Source organism: Phyllobacterium myrsinacearum (genome assembly GCF_014138285.1).
In the GTDB taxonomy this organism is placed as follows: domain Bacteria; phylum Pseudomonadota; class Alphaproteobacteria; order Rhizobiales; family Rhizobiaceae; genus Phyllobacterium; species Phyllobacterium myrsinacearum_A.
This window is the reverse complement of record NZ_JACGXN010000001.1, coordinates 361,314-378,406: the sequence shown is the minus strand read 5'-3', so window position 1 is coordinate 378,406 and position 17,093 is coordinate 361,314. Positions and strand designations below refer to the sequence as shown.

17 protein-coding genes and 1 pseudogene are annotated in these 17,093 nt (G+C 57.5%); 11 read left to right on the top strand and 7 right to left on the bottom strand.

The annotated features are described in order from the left end of the window. The first annotated feature begins 165 nt into the window (after window positions 1-165). Entirely contained in the window at window positions 166-1,134 is a 969-nt protein-coding gene (locus FHW16_RS01955) for an aliphatic sulfonate ABC transporter substrate-binding protein (protein ID WP_182547485.1), read from the top strand. On the opposite strand, the gene FHW16_RS01950 is transcribed toward FHW16_RS01955, so the two are convergent. Then, a complete protein-coding gene (locus tag FHW16_RS01950) occupies window positions 1,135-1,584 on the bottom strand; it encodes a MarR family winged helix-turn-helix transcriptional regulator (RefSeq protein ID WP_182547484.1) in 450 nt (149 codons plus the stop codon). Between the two features lie 73 nt (window positions 1,585-1,657). Here FHW16_RS01950 and FHW16_RS01945 point away from each other — a divergent pair, with 73 nt between their 5' ends. Then, window positions 1,658-2,761 carry an FAD-dependent oxidoreductase gene (locus tag FHW16_RS01945; protein WP_182547483.1) on the top strand — a complete coding sequence of 368 codons (1,104 nt, stop codon included), beginning with the start codon at window positions 1,658-1,660 and terminating at the stop codon, window positions 2,759-2,761. A gap of 14 nt (window positions 2,762-2,775) precedes the next feature. Here FHW16_RS01945 and FHW16_RS01940 read toward each other — a convergent pair whose 3' ends face one another. Then, the gene (locus FHW16_RS01940; RefSeq protein WP_182547482.1) at window positions 2,776-3,114 is read right to left on the bottom strand and encodes a metallophosphoesterase; all 339 of its coding nucleotides are present in this window, start codon (window positions 3,112-3,114) and stop codon (window positions 2,776-2,778) included. Window positions 3,115-3,293: 179 nt separating this feature from the next. Next, window positions 3,294-5,399 carry a S9 family peptidase gene (locus FHW16_RS01935; RefSeq protein WP_182547481.1) on the bottom strand — a complete coding sequence of 702 codons (2,106 nt, stop codon included), beginning with the start codon at window positions 5,397-5,399 and terminating at the stop codon, window positions 3,294-3,296. An 80-nt stretch (window positions 5,400-5,479) separates the two neighbouring features. On the opposite strand from FHW16_RS01935, the gene FHW16_RS01930 reads away from it, so the two are divergent. Together FHW16_RS01930 and FHW16_RS01925 are read left to right on the top strand one after the other, a co-directional pair. Then, on the top strand, window positions 5,480-5,875 hold the full coding sequence (locus tag FHW16_RS01930) for a hypothetical protein (RefSeq protein WP_182547480.1): 396 nt from the start codon (window positions 5,480-5,482) through the stop codon (window positions 5,873-5,875). Between the two features lie 333 nt (window positions 5,876-6,208). After that, window positions 6,209-6,646: a MucR family transcriptional regulator gene (locus FHW16_RS01925; RefSeq protein ID WP_182547479.1), complete on the top strand. Its 438-nt coding sequence runs from the start codon at window positions 6,209-6,211 to the stop codon at window positions 6,644-6,646. A gap of 57 nt (window positions 6,647-6,703) precedes the next feature. Here FHW16_RS01925 and FHW16_RS01920 read toward each other — a convergent pair whose 3' ends face one another. Continuing rightward, entirely contained in the window at window positions 6,704-7,006 is a 303-nt protein-coding gene (locus FHW16_RS01920) for a cytoplasmic protein (RefSeq protein ID WP_182547478.1), read from the bottom strand. Window positions 7,007-7,203: 197 nt separating this feature from the next. Between FHW16_RS01920 and FHW16_RS01915 the strand changes: the two genes are divergently transcribed. Together FHW16_RS01915 and FHW16_RS01910 are read left to right on the top strand one after the other, a co-directional pair. Next, window positions 7,204-7,659, top strand: a complete 456-nt coding sequence (locus FHW16_RS01915) for a helix-turn-helix domain-containing protein (protein ID WP_182547477.1) — start codon at window positions 7,204-7,206, stop codon at window positions 7,657-7,659. Next, window positions 7,656-8,462: a DUF6456 domain-containing protein gene (locus FHW16_RS01910; protein ID WP_182547476.1), complete on the top strand. Its 807-nt coding sequence runs from the start codon at window positions 7,656-7,658 to the stop codon at window positions 8,460-8,462. The genes FHW16_RS01915 and FHW16_RS01910 overlap by 4 nt, the downstream gene beginning before the upstream one ends. Window positions 8,463-8,565: 103 nt before the next feature. Here the strand turns inward: FHW16_RS01910 and FHW16_RS01905 are convergent, their stop codons facing one another. Then, window positions 8,566-9,006 carry a SufE family protein gene (locus FHW16_RS01905; RefSeq protein WP_182547475.1) on the bottom strand — a complete coding sequence of 147 codons (441 nt, stop codon included), beginning with the start codon at window positions 9,004-9,006 and terminating at the stop codon, window positions 8,566-8,568. Window positions 9,007-9,081: 75 nt separating this feature from the next. Then, the gene (locus FHW16_RS01900) at window positions 9,082-9,573 is read right to left on the bottom strand and encodes a DUF5330 domain-containing protein (protein ID WP_182547474.1); all 492 of its coding nucleotides are present in this window, start codon (window positions 9,571-9,573) and stop codon (window positions 9,082-9,084) included. A 375-nt stretch (window positions 9,574-9,948) separates the two neighbouring features. Here FHW16_RS01900 and FHW16_RS29200 point away from each other — a divergent pair, with 375 nt between their 5' ends. From FHW16_RS29200 to FHW16_RS01885, 3 genes are read left to right on the top strand one after another with little or no spacing between them, the layout of a single operon-like run. After that, window positions 9,949-11,760 (top strand): ATP-binding protein, encoded by a 1,812-nt coding sequence (locus tag FHW16_RS29200; protein ID WP_182547473.1) that lies wholly within the window; start codon window positions 9,949-9,951, stop codon window positions 11,758-11,760. Further along, window positions 11,735-12,622, top strand: coding sequence for a peptidoglycan-binding domain-containing protein (locus FHW16_RS01890; RefSeq protein ID WP_182547472.1), 888 nt, complete (start codon window positions 11,735-11,737; stop codon window positions 12,620-12,622). The genes FHW16_RS29200 and FHW16_RS01890 overlap by 26 nt, the downstream gene beginning before the upstream one ends. A gap of 25 nt (window positions 12,623-12,647) precedes the next feature. Further along, a complete protein-coding gene (locus tag FHW16_RS01885; protein WP_182547471.1) occupies window positions 12,648-12,995 on the top strand; it encodes a DUF1491 family protein in 348 nt (115 codons plus the stop codon). 6 nt (window positions 12,996-13,001) lie between these two features. On the opposite strand, the gene FHW16_RS01880 is transcribed toward FHW16_RS01885, so the two are convergent. After that, a complete protein-coding gene (locus tag FHW16_RS01880) occupies window positions 13,002-13,976 on the bottom strand; it encodes a DUF2336 domain-containing protein (protein WP_182547470.1) in 975 nt (324 codons plus the stop codon). Window positions 13,977-14,069: 93 nt separating this feature from the next. On the opposite strand from FHW16_RS01880, the gene FHW16_RS01875 reads away from it, so the two are divergent. Both FHW16_RS01875 and FHW16_RS01870 read left to right on the top strand, forming a co-directional pair. Next, on the top strand, window positions 14,070-14,441 hold the full coding sequence (locus tag FHW16_RS01875; RefSeq protein WP_182547469.1) for a hypothetical protein: 372 nt from the start codon (window positions 14,070-14,072) through the stop codon (window positions 14,439-14,441). Window positions 14,442-14,791: 350 nt separating this feature from the next. Beyond that, a pseudogene (locus tag FHW16_RS01870) lies at window positions 14,792-17,093 on the top strand (hypothetical protein); the annotation flags it as partial.

Below are 17,093 nucleotides of genomic sequence, written 5' to 3'. Positions count from 1 at the left end.
CCGGGGTCAAATCATTTCATTCTCCCCGGGGCGCGGAGGAATGATTTTCCCGATGCGGTGCATTGTTCAATATCTATGACGTCGATCCGATCGGTTGTTTACCCCATCCTGTGATGCAAGGCGCCTGCCCGTGGCAGCACGCACGAGATGGAAAGGATGGCATCGATGTTGAACCGCAGACAGACTCTCGCCCTGCTTGGTACGGCCGCCGTTACGGCGCTTGTGCCCTTGACCGCCCGCGCAACTGCCGACCCGCTCAAGACCCTGCGTATCGGCTGGCAAAAGGGCGGTGTTCTGGCATTGGCCAAAGGCACAGGCGCGCTGGAGAAACGCTTTGAAGCACGGGGCGTTGGCGTGAGCTGGGCCGAATTTTCGTCAGGACCGCCGCTGCTGGAAGCTCTTGGTGCTGGTGCAGTCGATTTCGGACCGACCGGCGACGTGCCGCCGCTCTTTGCCCAGGCTGCCGGTGGAAATCTGGTCTATGCCGGAACCTACAAAGGTTCGCCGGATGGCTCGGCCATTCTCGTACGAAAGGATTCGCCCGTCAGAACGCTTGCTGACCTGAGGGGTAAGCGCGTTGCCTTCAAGCGAGGCTCGAGCGCGCATAATTTTACGGTCAAAGCGTTGCGGACGGCGGGCCTGACCGTGAATGACATAAAGGCATCAGACCTTTCTCCGCCCGATGCCGCCGCAGCCTTTGCTTCAGGCCAGATCGATGCGTGGTCAATCTGGGATCCCTATCTGGCCATCGCCGAAAAGCGGCCGGAGACGCGTGTTCTGGCAACGGGCCGGGGCATTGTCGACAGCTGGTCCTATTTTCTCAGCAACGGCGATTTTACCGCTGCCCATGGCGATATCCTGAGCGAAGTGCTCGATGAGCTGGCGAAGGTCGGCCGCGCGGCACAGGATAACCTGGACGAAACCGTTGTTGCCCTGTCAAAAATTACCGGCGTGCCTGAGGATATCCAGAGGATTACGCTGACACGTAAAGGCGTTCGGCTCGGCGATGTGGCCGCCATCACCCCAGAGGCCATCGCCTATCAGCAGGCCCTGGCCGATGAGTTCTATGATCTGAAGATCATCCCGAAGAAGCTTGTTATCAGCGACATCGTCTGGAAGGGGCAACCTTCCTGACTACCTGACTGTCTCGACCTCGCTGCGAAGGTTGGCATTCACCCGGTTGAGGAAAGCCACGAACTGCGCCGCTTCATCGGCGGAAAAATCCGTCATCGCCAGGATGTTGCCCTCGTTGAGGGCCGCATAGGCCAGGGGAAGGCGCTCGAATGCCAGCGGCGTCAATTCGATGATCTGACTCCGCCTGTGGGCCGGATCGGCCTTGCGCTGAATAAATCCATCGCGTTCCATCCGGCCAAGCACCTGGGCCATTGAGGGCTGTTCGACACGCAGCAGGCGGGCGAGATCCGCCTGTGTCGAGGCTTCGCCGTTCTTCAAAGCCACCAGAACCGGAAGATAGGCAGCGCCAAGCCCAAGCGGCCGCAGGCGTTCCTCGCCTTGGCGCATCAATTCCCGCGCAGCCTGCTTGATGAGGAAAGACGGGGTTTGCCGCGGGTCTGGATCTGTCATGCTGATTCTCCTTGCATAGGGTCCTATGATATAATAATAGGACCCTATGTTATTTATCAGAGAGACTATCAAAATGTCAAAGAATACAGGAATTGCGATTGTTGGCGGGGGCCCCTCCGGGCTGTTGCTTGCGCGCATGCTTTATTTGAAGGGTGTGCCGTTCACGGTGTTCGAACGGGATGAATCACCCTTGCACAGGCCGCAGGGCGGTATGCTCGACCTTCACCCCGAGACCGGACAATATGCGATGAAACGCGCGGGATTGTTTGCGGAGTTCCAAAAGTTTGCCCGCTATGAAGATCAAGGCATGCGGCTCTACGACAAACACGGTACGCTTGTTTACGGCAATGACGCTTCCGAGGGCGATCGCCCGGAGATTGATCGAAGCCAGTTGCGTGACCTGCTGGTGCAGTCCATTCCGCAGGATGCGATCCGCTGGGGACACAGGCTCAGCCAGGCCGTCCAATTGGAAGACGGTGCTACTGAACTGCGTTTTGAAAACGGCGCCGTTGAGCAGTTTGATTTTGTCGTCGGTGCCGACGGTGCATGGTCAAAAGTGCGTCCATTGGTGTCCGATATCAGGCCCGGGCATATGGGGCTGACCATGTATGAACTTTCCATCGATGACGCCGATACGCGCCACCCGGAGGTCGCTGCGCTGGTTGGACGAGGTACGGCCGTTGCCAAGGGGGACGGCAGGTCGATTTTTGCCCAACGCAATGCCAATGCACATATCCGCGTTTATGCAGCCTTGCCGCGTCAGGAGGAGGCATTCTTGGTGGAGACGAAAGCTAGTCTTCTGGCGCATTTCGCCGACTGGGACAACAAACTGCTTCAGCTTTTACACGCGGGGGAGGACGATGTGCGGCCGTGGCCAATCTACGCCCTGCCTGTCGGGCATAGCTGGGAAAATCGCGCAGGCGTGACACTGATTGGCGACGCGGCGCATCTCATGCCACCGGCTGGCGAGGGCGCGAACCTCGCGTTGCGGGACGCTGCGGACCTTGCCGATGCTCTGACGGGAAACGGAGATCAAGCTTCGGCGGTGCGGGCGTACGAGGCGGCCATGTTCGTGCGTGCCAAAGTTTCTGCCGGTCAAGCAATGGAAGCCTTCGCGGCTGGCTCGGCCGAGGACAGTCTGGAAGTGGTGAGGAAACGGGTGAGCGGCGAGCTTTGAGCCCGGGCCGTAATCTAGTGCTTTTTGCAGTTGATCAGCACGGAGATCCCGTCGGTGTACTTGCTGCGCATCGTATAGAGCCAGCCCTGACACTCTTCCATGGACCTGAAGCAGCGATAGGCTGATACGGGAACATTGTCACCGCCCATGGAGATGATCGGGTTATCCGTCGTTCCACTGTACTGACCGACAATAACACCCGAACCGCGGGGTGGTGTGTTGCAACGCTCGCCGGCATATTCGCTGACATTCTTGCGCACTGCCGCCTGCACCTCGGCCATGTCCATGACCGAGAGCACGGGTTGGGCCACGAATCCGAGACCGAACATGAGGACAAGAGCGCTTCGTTTCATCGTAAAACCTCCGCAGTGAATCAAGTCTAAGGTTGCTTCCCCACAAGCGCCTGGCGCTTTTATAGCCGAAATCGGGACTCATGTAACCGCAATGCGATGCGGCATCAAACACATCTCCGCTACCACCTTGCCGCCCGCAGGATAAAGCGAACGGCAGGAGGTGCGGACATGCCTTTGAATCAGATCGCTGTTTTGCCAACCAGCTTGAGGGCATAGGCATAGACATAGGCAACTTCTTCCAGACGGGAGAAGCGGCCTGAGGCGCCGCCATGGCCCGCATCCATGTTGATGCGGAAGAGGACCGGGTTATCGTCGGTCTTGAGTTCGCGCAGTTTCGCAACCCATTTCGCCGGCTCCCAGTAGGTGACGCGGGGATCGGTCAGACCGGCAACGGCGAGAATAGGTGGATAGGCTTTGCCGCCCACATTGTCATAGGGCGAATAGGACGCCATGTAGGCATAGTCGACGGGCGAGGTGATCGGATTGCCCCATTCGGTCCATTCGGGCGGGGTAAGCGGCAAAGTATCATCAAGCATCGTGTTGATGACATCGACGAACGGTACTTCGGCGATGATCCCGCCAAAGGCTTCCGGCGCCATGTTCGCGACTGCTCCCATAAGCATCCCGCCGGCAGACCCGCCTTGGGCGATGATACGGTCGTGGCTGGTGAAGCCTTCGGCAACAAGATGCCGCGCCGCAGCGATGAAATCGGTAAACGTGTTCTTCTTGTGCAGGCGTTTGCCATTGTCATACCAGGCATAGCCTTTGTCCTTGCCGCCACGAATATGGGCAATCGCATAGATGAAGCCGCGGTCGACCAGCGACAGGCACGTGGTGCTGAAACTGGCAGGAATGGTCGAACCGTAGGACCCATAGCCATAAAGCAGTGCGGGCGCCGAGCCATCGAGCTTGGTGTCGCGATGATAGACGATGGAGACCGGCACGGTTTCACCGTCCGCTGCCGGGGCCAACAAGCGGCGGGTGACATAATCGTCCGGATTATGGCCGGACGGCACTTCCTGCGTCTTGAGCAATGTTCGCTCGCGTGTACGCATATTGTAATCATAAAGCTGCGAGGGCGTGGTCATCGACGAATAGGAGAAGCGGATGACCTCGCTGTCATATTCAGGGCTGCCCTGCAGACCCAGCGAGAATGCCTCCTCATCAAAGGCAATGGCATGTTCTTCGCCTGAATGACGATTGCGGATCATGATGCGCGGCAGGCTGTTCTCCCGCTCCAGCCAGACCAGATGGTCCTTGTATGCACCGTGACCGAGCAGCAGGCGGCCAGCCTTGTGGGCGACCACTTCGGTCCAGTTTTCCGGTTCTGGCGTCATGACAGGTGTGCTCATGATCTTGAAATCCTTGGCACCATCCGCATTGGTCAGGATGTAGAAAACATCGCCGCCTTCGGTCAGGCTGTATTCCACACCGGGCTGACGCGCTGCGACGAGCTTGGGTTCCGAAGCTGCATCTGTGGCGTCAAGAAGCCAGACTTCCGAGGTTTCGTGGTCATGGCAATCGATGAAGATGAAATCGTCAAGCGAACTGCCGCCAACACCCAGGAAGAAGCCCGCATCCTTCTCTTCATGGATAAGGCGATCCGCACTCTCGGGCTGGCCGAGCTCGTGGTAAAACAGGCGTGAGGGACGGTGATTGGCATCAACCCTCGTGTAGTAAAATCCGTTGGACTGGGCGTTCCAGACGCCGCCGCCCGATGTATCGCTGACCACGTCGGTCGCGTCGCTCAGCGTTGTCAGGTCGCGCACCTTCAGCGTGTAGAATTCGGACCCCTTATCGTCAAACCCCCAGATCATTTTCCCGTGGTCAGGAGAATGGTCGGCAGAACCGAGGCTGAAATAGGCCTTGCCATCACCCTCCAGATCGCCGTCGAGCAACATGGTCTCCGCACCGCCGTCACGAGGCGTGCGGAAAAAGCGCGGATGCTGACCGCCCGTCTTGTAGGACGTGCCGTACGCATAGGGCCCGTCCTTTGACGGGACAGATGAGTCGTCTTCCTTGATGCGCCCCTTCATCTCGTCAAAAAGCTTGGCCTGCAGCGCTTTGGTGTCGGACATCAGCGCCGATTGATAGGCGTTTTCCGCTTCCAGATGGCTACGGATCGCCGGGTCAAGCACTGTGGGGTCCTTGAAGACTTCCTGCCAGTTCTCGGCGCGCATCCAGGCATAATCGTCCACGCGGGTAATGCCGTGACGCGTGTCTGAAACGGGATGTTTGACGGATTGCGGGGCGGGAAGGGTGGCAAAACGGGATGTCTTGGTCATGAAATACTTTCGGATACAGTGAGTGGGACGGGACCGCCGCAGATTGTTCTCAGCATAACGGGTTCCCGCCGAAGCATACGATGATCACATCTGCAAAGGATTCGTCAATCCTGCAAAGGCCGCAGGACAAAGGCGGCCAAACCGCAGCCGGTGCGTGTGATGCCAAGGCATTCTTCGTATCCCATGTGGGGCATTTCACCAGTGAAACAACCATCGCCCCAAATGAATTGTTGCACACAACTTCTTGTAACAATACTGGCGTTGTTTACCCAAATGGCTGGGTCCGGGGATGCGAAGGAATGACCGCTGGCAATTTCGAGAGGTTTTCTCCTCGGAAAGGACGTGTTTTCTTTGGTTTTCCCGCCCTTATCGCGCGTAAATTGTCCCTTTGGTCAAAAACAGAACTAGGTCAATATTGTCATGGGATGTTCTATCGTAGGTTTCGAGACTGCATTCAGCAATATCCGTTATTATAGAATGCTTGTGAAATGAGGATTGGTTCCTCATTTTTGCCATTTTTGGTCTTAGTGGTGTTGTACGGATGTTCACGTGTGAACATTTATGTTATCTCATGTGTAATCGGATTTTGGCTTTCTTGCCTCAATCGCCGAGAAGGCTTAAGTAAATTCTATATCAAGGAAAAATTACAAATATTTCTTTTTTTTGTGAAGTATTGATTTGACAATTTGAGCTCTATCCTGAATACAGTGTCGCCATCAGTGTCAGGATTTCTGATATTCGCAGATTTATACTGCTTGCTTTCCCGAGTAATACCCAGTTTTCAAATTAGATGAAGGATTTGGACTTTGATGACAACATTCGACAATTCAAACACAGCTGCTGGTGATGTTCTTTTGGAACTTACAGCTGAATTGGTTGCTGCTTATGTAAGCAACAATTCGGTGCCATCTGGAGATCTTCCAACGCTTATTGCTGACGTTCACGCTGCTCTTGGTCGGGTCGGTAGTGGTGCAGAAGCAGTCGTCGCGATTCAGGAAAAGCCAAAACCTGCAATCAATCCGAAGAAATCCGTAGCGGATGATTACATTGTGTGCCTCGAAGACGGCAAGAAGTTCAAGTCTTTGAAGCGTCACCTGATGACTCATTATGGTCTTACCCCTGAACAGTACCGCGAAAAATGGGACCTGGATGCTTCTTATCCTATGGTTGCACCAAACTACGCCGCTGCTCGTTCGCGTCTGGCCAAGAACATGGGCCTCGGCCGCAAGCGTAAGAAGGCCGCTTGACAGCAGCTTCAGACAATCCGCAAACGGCGCCTTCGGGCGCCGTTTTCTTTTATGCGTTTATGCCTGGAGATCCGTTATCTGTATGGATTTCTTTAATGTGTCCAGAGCCTGTTTGAGGCCAATGTGACGGTTCAGGTCATAGCTCCAGTGCCCTTTGCCACCCTTGATCCTTTCTCTCTCGATCAGCCGCTTCAACCGCCGGCAATAGCTTAGTTTGTCCGCTGTGCTGCACGTCGTCATCGCGTCAAGATCATCACCGCAGAGAATTTGCAGGGCGATGCGCTGACGCGTTGTGTTGCGCTCTGCTTCTCTGGCAGCCAGAAAAGCCTCCCGCTCTTTTATCCATTCGATATGGGCCATGTTTCCATCCTTGATATGGGGATGGAACCATTATGTGTCGGTTTGTTATTTGTAGGATAAGAGTCCTAGATTTAATTCATGCGGAAAGAAATATCGCTTCTAAAACAGCATGTTAATGCGCTATAGGGGCAAAACTTATCCACGACCTTGATAGGAATAATATAAGAAGATATTCCTATAAATGAAGTGGAGCGACAATGTCCGAGAATTTCCCCCATGTGATCCGCTCCGCCGCCGAGGCGCGCGCGGTGATCGATATTCTTCGTCAGGGTCGTTCACGGCAAAAGGCGATCAAGCCCTATATACCGGATGATGACGAGCCGCTGGATGAGCGTCTCTATCAGGTTTGCGACAGTGTGATCGATATACTGTCGAGCTTCTTTAATGTGAGCGGCCGTGACCTTCGTTCGCACTCCCGTTGCGAGCGGTCGGTGGCACGTGTCCGGCAGATCGGGATGTATGCGGCCCATGTCGCGCTGTCGCTGAGCATGTCGGAGGTTGGACGCGCCTTCGGACGTGACCGCAGCACGGTTCATCATGCCTGCCATCTCATCGAGGATATGCGTGATGAGCCGGAATTTGATCGCATTATCCAAACCATAGAGAATATCCTGAGGGCAGCGTTCATCAGCAGCGGCATGGTGCGCCGATGACCGATCCTCGCAAGAACAGCGCGGGGCTGCGCAGATTGTTGTGCTTCCTCCTGAAGTCGCAGGCCGCGGCCGCTGCAGCGGGAAATGGTAAAATGATGCTGGAAAGCCGTGGTGGCGGGGCAATCTCTGTAGAACGCTCGGCACTCGAACACGCTCTGCGGCAGGGACTGGCTGCGTCAAATGCAAGCAGAGTGGTAATTACCGATACGGGCAGGGCATTTCTGCGCCGGGCCGATAGCGGAGCGGATATCTACGCCGCCCAGCACCGCAGCGAGGCGGTCATTGTCGTGGATGACAAAAATGGCCCGGCACGCGTACGCCGCAATGATGGGGAGTCTCCGCTCGGCCTGTTGCACAAGCGCAGGGATTCATCCGGCAGGCCGCTGATCAGTGAAGCCGCCTTCAAGGCGGGTGAGCGGCTGCGCAACGACTATACGCTGGGCAATCTCATGCCCGCTCTTGGCGTCAACTGGAGTGCCGCGGGAACGGGCGCAAGCCATCGCTCCGGCAATGGTGTTTTGGAGATCACCGATGCCGCACTGGCAGCGCGGCATCGGGTGGAACGGGCACTGGAAGCCGTCGGGCCGGAACTTTCCGGCGTGCTGGTCGATGTCTGCTGTTTCCTGAAGGGCCTCGAGATCGTCGAGCGTGAGCGGCAGTGGCCGGTACGCTCCGCCAAGCTGATTCTCAAAACGGCGCTGGCAGCGCTCGACCGGCACTATTGTCCACCATCCCCATCACGACAAAATCCACGCATTATTCATTGGGGGGCGGACGATTATCGCCCTTCGATCGTGCGGTAGAGCGCGGCAGATGAAAATAAGGGATGGGGGAGTGGTTGCATCCCACGAACCACGCACTGTCCGGAATGCCGCGGTGAGGGAACAGCACCGGAGTCTTGCGTCCTCAGTGCTGCGTGGCGCTGGCTGATCCCAGGGCCGTCTGCGCCTCGTTGCGGATACGGGCGACCATAGAACGCAAGCCGTTGGAACGCTGCGGCGTGAGGTTTTCGATGAGGCCCAGTTTTTTCAGGACGGCTTCCGGATCGACAGCAAGAATTTCCGATGCCTTCTTGCCGGAATAAAGCACCATCATGATGGCGACGAGGCCCCGTACGATATGCGCATCGGAATCGCCGACAAACTCGATCATCGGGTCAGCACCGTCACCGAGTGTGCTTTTCAGCCAGACCTGGCTGACACAGCCATTGACCTTGTGCGCCGCGTCGCGGGCAGCATCCGGATAGGGCTTCAACTCGCGGCCAAGATCGATGACGTAACGGTAGCGGTCTTCCCAATCGTCGAGAAAGTCAAAATCCGCGATGATGTCGTCAATTGTCTGTGCCATAGATCCAGTCTCTGCTGTTATGAGGCACATATAGTGACGGGAACGCCTGACGTCACCGTTTTTCCTGTCGCAGGGCTACTTCTTCGCAATTGTACCTGTCGTCTTGTTGTCGACGGTACTGGCCTGTTCGCGCTGGCGGATAGCCGCATCAAGGATTTCGCGCAGTGCCATCTCGCGCAGCTTCGACTTGATCAGGTCGCTCTTGTCAGATGCGCTGGCCGCCGCCGCATTGGTGTCCGCCTCTTCATGCGCCGCGGCAACGGCTGCATCAGCGCTGTTTGTCTTGTTGCCCAGCTGGGTGTCGAGATACTGATAGCCGACTTTGGCAACCTCACTGGCGCGAACGCCGGCATTGTTCAGCGCGGCTTTGCCGGTTTCGCATGCATTGGGATTGCGTGTGCAGAACTGGCTGAGATCACTGATCGTCTCGCGCGCAGCAAAGAATGCCTCGAGCGGGCCGGGCTGGGCGGTGCCTTGCGGATTGTCTTTTGACCCGCCTGGAATGAACAGCGAGATCAAAAACATCCAGAAGCAGAACTTGATCGCAAACCTGATCAGGAAGAACATTTCAGATATCCTCTGCCAACACAGAAGCGGCTTCCCAGGAGCCACCTACGCTGAGACATTGCCACAGACCCGGCAAAAACCCGTTGAGACGCGGTTTTGCATTTGAGTGATCATAGAAACCAAGGATTAAGAAATCTTGGCGGCGAAAAAGCCGGTTTCCCGATTCGACGGGAAAATGGGCGGCAACCCGAAACCCTTCATTTACCATGCATTGAAAAGCCCCCTCACATTCGCCCGAAACCGGTTGCGCAGGGCATCTGGCGCCCGGGTTTTATCCTTTCCTTAAAGCCTCGTCTGCGAAGGTTAACGGCGACATTGAAATGACCGTGATGCTTTCGGCCCCGGCCGGCTCTCACGGAAAGCAGGAAAAAACTGGTGCCGATTCATTCCGTCACACTACCCGAAATTGCTGATGCCTACCGGCGCCATTGCAAGCACTGGGTAAGCACATCTGTTGCCGGCTCTGCCGAGCGCGACAGGGACGCCCGCATGGCCGGCGCCTTTCTGGTTATGCCGATTTTACTGGCGGTTGCTCTGGCCACCAGCCACACATTGTTCAGTGAAGCTGGTGGCATGCTCAGCCTCGGCGTCGGTGTTTTTGCCCTGCCGATGATCTTTTGCGGCACGCTTTCGCTTGTCCGCAACAGCACGATGATCGGTCTGGCTGCACTCGCATCCTATGGAATTGCCATTGGCCTGATCAGCGTCACGGCACCTTCCGCCAATCTCCTGCTCTGGATCATGGGCGCCGCGATCCCGCTCGAAGCCTGGTTTGTCTACCGCTCGCGGAAATCATTGATGGCATCCGGCAGTATCGCCGTTGGCGTTCTTGCCGTTCTCTTCGGCGTGTCGATGTGGATGGGTGGCAATGTCACCCTGACAGCGTTCTCGCTGCTCGCCTCGCTGGGTTACGGCGCGTCGCTGCTTGTCCGCTGCGCCAGCGCGCTGGTGGCACGCGGCCAGGAAGCGCGCCGCGACGACCGGGTGGCTGATCTCGAGAGCGCCATTGATGGCGTGGTAATCGGTCTTGGCCGCGACGGCATGATCACAGCACTCTCCTATAAGGCGCAGGAGCATTTCGGCATGGCCCGCAGCCTGCTGATCGGCACAGCCTTGCTCGATCGTGTGCACGTATCCGATCGCGTACACTTCCTTTCCTTCCTGTCGGACTTGCGCGATGGTGTGGTCGGTGTATCCGCCGAGGTGAAACTGCGCTGCGTTGCGGCCAGTGACACCGCGAAAGCAGGCCATGCGGTGCGCTTTGCCACCTATCGCCTGTCCGGTGTCCCCCACAGCCGGGACAATGGTTTCGTTGTCGTGGCAACGGATATTTCCAATGTGGTTGCTGACCGCTTTGCGCTGGATGCGGCCCGCACGCAGGTCGAAACGGCCGAGATTACCAAAGGCCGCTTCCTCGCCTCCGTCAGCCATGAACTGCGCACCCCGCTCAATTCCATCATCGGTTTTTCCGATGTGCTGCTGCAGGAAATCTGCGGCAAGCTGCCGGATTCCCGCCAGCGCGAGTATGTCGAACTGGTGCACCAGTCCGGCACGCATCTGCTTTCCGTGGTCAATGCGATCCTCGACGTATCGAAGATCGAGGCCGGAACCTATCCGATCATGGCCGAGACCTTCGCCTTCAAGGACGCGGTGACCATGGTGCATGACATGATGGCGCATCAGGCGTCGCAAAAGAATGTCACGCTGTGCGACCGCGTCAGCAAGCACATTGGCGCTGTCGTTGCTGACCAGCGCGCCCTCCAGCAGGTGCTCATCAATCTGGTGTCCAACGCCGTCAAGTTCACCGAAAGCGGCGGCGTCGTCACCATCGATGCGGGCGTGCGTGATGATATGCTGGCTTTCTCCGTCAGTGATACGGGCATCGGCATCGCCGAAGCGGATCTGCTGACACTCGGCCAGCCCTTCCGGCAGGTGCAGAATGATTACACCCGCAAGCATGAAGGCACGGGCCTTGGTCTTGCAACCGTCAAGGGCCTGATCGGCCTGCACGGTGGCCAGATGGATATTCGCAGCCGTCCCGGTCAGGGCACGGTGGTGCATGTTCTTATTCCACTCGCCGGTCCGCGCATCGATCCGGTTCCGGTCGATCCGGTCAACATCGTCGAATTCAGAGCGGACAGCGACAGTGAGGGAGGTTCCCATGCGGAAGCCCGCAAATCGGCCTGACAGCAGGAAGCGCCGTGCTCCCAAGCGCGGCCGTATGGCCAGTATAGCCATCGGTCTGGGCGGAGTGATTGCCCGCAACCCCACGATAACCGGGGGTGCGACAGCCTTTCTCGTCACCCTTGGTTTCATCTCCGCCAATGCGCTGTGGTACCAGCCGCAGGGCCATGATGGCGTGTTTTTCCGCACGCGGCCGGAACTGGTGTTCAAGCCCATCAAACATGATGGCAGCGTTTTTGGCACGCCGCAGAAGCAGAGCGCGGTTGATGCGCCGGTCCGCAGGGTGAACTCAGTTCCGGTGCCGCAGAGCAATCCCGATCCCGTTGCCGCCGCCATCAATGGCGATCCCGTGCTCGCACCCGGAGGCGATGCCGAAGTGGCAAAGATGCAGCAGAAGCTGCTGGCGCTCGGCTTCTACAACGGCGCCGTCGACGGACTTGCCGGCAAGGGAACCCGGGCCGCCATCGAAGCCTATCGCAAGGCATCGGCGGATATGGGCATCGAGACCCAGCCCGCCGTCGGCAATGCCAGTGACACCACCGCCAGCATCGCGATACCCGCTGCCAAGCCGGATCACGGCGAGGAGAAGGCAACCGTTCAGACCATATCGGCCACACCCGCTGACAAGATGCCATCAAGCGCGGCCAAACAGCCCGCAGGCAGCAGCCTTGCCCCGGCGGAGATCGTCCGCATTCAGGCGGGCCTGCGCGCGTTCGGCAACGACAAGGTGGAGATTGACGGCAAGGTCGGCGCCAGCACCAAGACGGCGATCACGGAATTCCAGAACCTGTTCAAGCTGCCTGTGACAGGCGAGCCCGATGCGAAACTGCTTGCCAAGATGCAGGAAATCGGCCTGATCAATTGATCATGTTGATCAAAGGCAGCCAAACATGCGTCTGACATCGGAATTCTGGGTTTCAGCGCTGGTGCGCCGCATCAATGGCACCGGCGCCTTTGCCGCCCTCGGCAACAAGGGCGCAGCGGAAGCCGGGGCGATCTTCATCAAATTCCGCAATCCTGATGGCACCTATGACCTGTTCGGTCCGGCGCCGCAGATGGTCTATGACGAGACCAAGCCCGACGAGCGGCTGTTCTCCCTGCTGAAGTCCGCCGTTGCGGAAAGCGACGTGGACGCGGATCTGGAAAAGCAGAAGCGCTGGGACCGGGATCTGTGGATTGTCGAAATCGAGGATTATCGGGGCGACCGCAGCGACCTGTTTCCGCTCGCCGCAGACTAGACGGCGTCAGGAGACCTTGCGGTTCGACGCCGAAGCACTGCCGCCGCGCTCGAAATCCGCCGCCATCTCCCGCAGTTTCTGCCGCAGCTTCTGCGAGTTTTCCGCGGTCTTCCAGCGCTGGATCGTCACCTGCGCCTTGTCCTGATCGATCTGCCGGTAGGACAGCACGAACAGGCGCAGCGAATGCAGGTCCTTGTGCACGAGACCGAACAGCCCGGTCAGAACCAGATGCGCCGCTTCTGCCGAAAGGCCGAGCGAGGCAAGGGCAATGGTCAGCTCCGCATTGAGGCCATGGCCGATGATGCGCTCGGCCGTTTCACTGTCGAGATCAAGCGCCTTGGTAAAGGCAGCGCGGAACGCGTGGGTCTGGTCGAGCAGGGCGGCATCGATCAGCGCATCGGCCAATGCCTGATCCGTGGAAAGGCCGGTATCGGATTCGCGCATCAGCGCGCGCAGGGCTTCGCGGGTTTCGCGCAGGCGCGGCGATTCGGTTTCCGTAAGGTCCAAGGGGTTTTCCTTCTCGCTGACGGGCAGTCCGTCTTGCAGCGCCAGGGCGCGGTCGATGGCCGGGTCGTGAAAATGGCGCAGGGTCTGCAAAAGCATTGGGTCTTCGATGTGCCGCCGGGCGATGGCGCGGGCATGGCCGATCCCCCTGTGCTGGATAAGGTCGATGAGATCGTCTGACTTGAGCACTGGCGAGCGCAACAGCAGCGGCGCGGAAATATCCACGTCATCTTCGGCCAGCGCCAGAATCAGGCGTTTGGGCGCATGGGGCATTTCGGAAAGGGCGGCGGCGGCATGACGGCGCACGCGCGGCGAGGCGAGGGCGAGCAGCGGAACGGCAAGATCCTCAAGCTGCCGGGCATCGCTCTTTGCTGGCCTTGCGACGCAGCAGAAGGCGGTAATCGATGCGGTCAGGAGATCGTCAGCCTTGCTGCCGCCATTGCGGTCTTCAAGTGCCCGAAACTCAGGATACTTCACGAACACACTCCACTCGATTACGCACAACGCTACCAGACAATGGCTAAAATGAGCCATGAAGCGTTAGCAATCCGTTAACCCTAGGGGTGTCTAATGAAATTATGCGCGAAACAGTCGCGCGCGAGCGGATCGGGATCGGTCCGCACCCCCATGGGGAGCAAGGCAGCCACGTTATCCGGCGCTTTGGCCGGATGCATAGACCAGCATGAGCCCAAGACCAGCATGCGCGTTGCGTATCAAGGAGATCAACGAGCCAAACGGATGGATGAAATGGGGTTTGTCATTACCTTTCCAAGCAGCGCCATGCGCGAGCGCATGGCAACCAGTTCCGAGCCGCGGTCGACACCCGCACAGATCATGATTTTTCCGGGCGTGCGCTATGAGCGCGTTGCCAAAGACAAACGCACCCGTGACAAGGATAAGCCGGGCCACCGGTTCTTTGATCCCACACCCCAGCCCGGCTAAAGGTGGGAGGACACGCGGTGATCGTGGAGACGTCGTGCTGGAAAGGGCTGTCTGTGCAACCGGAGCCTGCATATCAGGACTGACGTTCAACCTTGGCCGGCTCATCCACGCGCTGTGTTTCGCAATGTGCGCTACCTAAGATGGTAAACAAACAATCCATACAACTTTAGATGTATGATACTATTGTTTCTTTGCCACACCAGGCAAAAACGGCATGTGTTTTTTCAAATGATCGCTTGAACTTTGCTCTGCCCTATGAATCTATGAATTCACATTGCATTTTATTTCGATTCGTCTTTTTGACGGTACTTTTGTTTTTTGACTGATATTTATATTGGGAGTCATATTTCATGCCTTTTCACGCCATAGCTGCGGCTGCATCCGCACGTCCAAACCGCATTTCCACCCTCCGCAACCATCTCCTGTGCAGCGCCTGCACGGCTATGCTGCTGGCCGGTTCCGGCACGATGGTATTGGCGGATCCTGAAACGCCGCCTGCGACTGGCACCACTCCTGTGCTCACGGATAAGCTCAACGCTGCCAAGAAGAAGACTGACGACGACGCTGCGCTTAAGGTAGTTTTCGAAACCGAGTACGCCGCCGCTGAGGCGAAAAGGAAACAGCAGGTTGCCGAGACCGCTGCCAAGAAGAAGACTGACGACGACGCTGCTTTTAAGGAAAAAACAGCCAAGGTCGCAGAATACAATAGATTAGCTAAGCTTGCAGCAGAGGCTCACCTTAAGGCGGTTGAGAAGAAAGCTGACGCCCCTGCACCAACCGCACAATCACCCGCACCAACGAAGATCGCTCCAACCGCGTCGCCGGAGACTGACCCGGCGCCGCCTGCCGAAGACGTGGAAGTCACTGCTCACGAACCGTGGCGGACATTCAAGGCGGATGAACTGATACGCGACATCACCGTGCTTGGCGCGGCTGTAGTCAAAGGTGAGATCAGGAATGGTGTCGTGGAAAACAGGAAAGGTGGCGCTGCGAAGGGTATCGTGGGAACTTTGTCGCTTGAGGGCGAAAAAGCCAAGGCGACCGGAACGATTGTAGTTGGCCCGGGTGATGGATCAGAGTTGTTGGTTCAATCCGGCGCAACGGCTAATGAGGTTATCGTCAACGGCACGCGAGCTGAAGTAGCTGGAGTAAAGGATCAGAAGGATCAGACGCGCTTGGGCGGCGAGGCGTTGGTTACCGGTGGAAAAAGCAAGATCGGCAAGGGTACCGTCAATCTGGGCGGCTTGCTGAGGGTAGAAAACGAGGCAACGGCAGGCACTGTCATCGTCAACAATGGCGGTGAGCTGGTGGTGACGACAGGAAGCACGGTCGAGGATGTCACCGTCAATGGCGTGACAGCGTGGAACGGTGACTTCACTGGTGGCGTTGGCGGCATTGCAGTGGTTTCCGGTGCGAAGAGCAGAATCAACAAGGGTATCGTCGAGCTTGGCGGCCTGTTGGGTGTTCTCCATAAGGCAACGGCGGGCACTGTCACTGTCAACAATGGCGGCGAGCTGCAGGTGACGACAGGAAGCACGGTCGAGGATGTCACCATTAGCGGCGTGACAGCGTGGGACGGCGACGGGGAGGGCGGCATTGGCGGTATTGCAGTCGTCATGGATGAGGAGAGCAAGATCGACAAGGGTACCGTCAAGTTGGGCGGTTTCTTGACTGTTAACAAGGGAACTGCAGGCACTGTCGCCATCGAAAATGGCGGTGAGCTGTTGGTAATGAATAAAGGCAAGGTGACTAATGTCACCGTCAACGGCCTTGCGAAAGTCTCGGGTGTGGGAAGCCGGATCGACAAGGGAACGATCAATTTGGACGGCGCCATGATAGTTTCCAAAAAAGCAACGGCGGGGGATATCCTGGTCAATGCAGGTGGCAACCTGAATGTCATAGAAGACGGTGAAATTGATAACCTCGCCGTGAATGGAGGTTTTGCTTATATCGCTGGTAAGCTCGGCAAGGGCACTGTCGAAAAAGATGGTTTGATGCAAATTGCGACCAAATCAACGGCAGATAACGTTACCGTCGACAATGGCGGTGAGCTGGAGGTGACGACAGGAAGCACGGTCAAGAATGTCACCGTCAACGGCCTGACAGCGTGGAACAGTGAGGGGAAGGGTGGCATTGGCGGTGTTGCAACCATTTCCGGTAAGAAAAGCAGAATCGACAAGGGTATCGTCAATCTGGGCGGCTTGTTGAAGGTCTATGATGACGCAACGGCAGGCACTGTCATCGTTGAAAATGGTGGCAGGCTGAGAGTGACGACAGAAGGCAAGGTCGAGGACGTCACTGTCAACGGCGTGACAGCGTGGAACAGTGAGGGGAAGGGCGGCATTGGCGGTTTTGCAGGCGTTTTCGGTGAGAAAAGCAAAATCGACAAGGGCGCTGTCAATCTGGGCGGCTTCTTGGCTGTTGGCGGGGGGGCAACGGCAGGCATCGTCACCGTCAACAATGGCGGTAAGTTGGAGGTGGAGACCGAAGGCAAGGTCGAGGACGTCACCGTCAACGGCGTGACAGCGTGGAGCGGTGACGCGACCGGTGGCGTTGGCGGTTTTGCAGGCGTTTTCGGTGAGAAAAGCAAAATCGACAAGGGCGCTGTCAATCTGGGCGGCTTCTTGGCTGTTGGCGGGGGGGCAACGGCAG